General features: G+C 38.1%; 1 protein-coding gene. It reads left to right on the top strand.

The genetic code is table 11. The features are described from left to right. The first annotated feature begins 130 nt into the window (after positions 1-130). Entirely contained in the window at positions 131-604 is a 474-nt protein-coding gene (gene tnpA, locus GPK88_RS16745) for an IS200/IS605 family transposase (RefSeq protein ID WP_118609269.1), read from the top strand. Positions 605-814 lie beyond the last annotated feature (210 nt).

An 814-nucleotide genomic window follows, 5' to 3' on the forward strand; every position in this document is an offset into this window, starting at 1 on the left:
TTGTGTGACAGTAAAAATAAACCCCCTGCTATGCAGGGGGAGGGAAGATCTTTAGATATAAGTAATCTCCTGTGTTAAAATAAATGTAGGTCTGCAAACCACAAATATTAAATCACAGGAGGTTCATAAAATGAACGTAAATAGTTTAGCTCATACTAAATGGGAATGCAAGTATCATATTGTTTTTGCACCAAAATATAGAAGACAGGTAATCTATAAAGATATAAAAGCAGATGTAGGACAAATATTAGGATCATTATGCAGAAGAAAAGGAATAGAAATAATAGAAGCAGAGTGTTGTCCGGATCATATACATATGCTAGTAAGAATACCACCTAAATATTCGGTATCAGAAATAGTAGGATATTTAAAAGGAAAAAGCTCACTAATGATATTTGAAAAACATGCAAATTTGAAATACAAATATGGAAATAGACATTTCTGGTGTAGAGGATATTATGTAGATACAGTAGGAAAAAATACAGCTGCAATAAAAGAGTATATTCAGAATCAATTAAAAGAAGATTTAGAATATGACCAGATGTCATTAGTAGAGTATATCGACCCGTTTACGGGTGAGCCGGTGAAGAAAAACAAGAAATAAACTGCTTGGAGCAGTAGTAGGAAATCAAAGCAAACCAGCAAGCCCCTTTTGGGGCAGCGCCGGAATAAGGAAGCACTGGAATAGCCCCTGGAAGGGGCTGCTGTAAATGTGGTGCAGTTGGCAGACTGTCAGTGCGCCTTCCGGGCGCAAGCAGGGAATAGTCCCTTATAGGGACAGAGCAAGCCACCCGCTAAGCGGGTGGTCTTGACT

It is taken from the genome of Blautia sp. MCC269 (assembly GCF_018785655.1).
Lineage (GTDB): Bacteria > Bacillota > Clostridia > Lachnospirales > Lachnospiraceae > Blautia_A.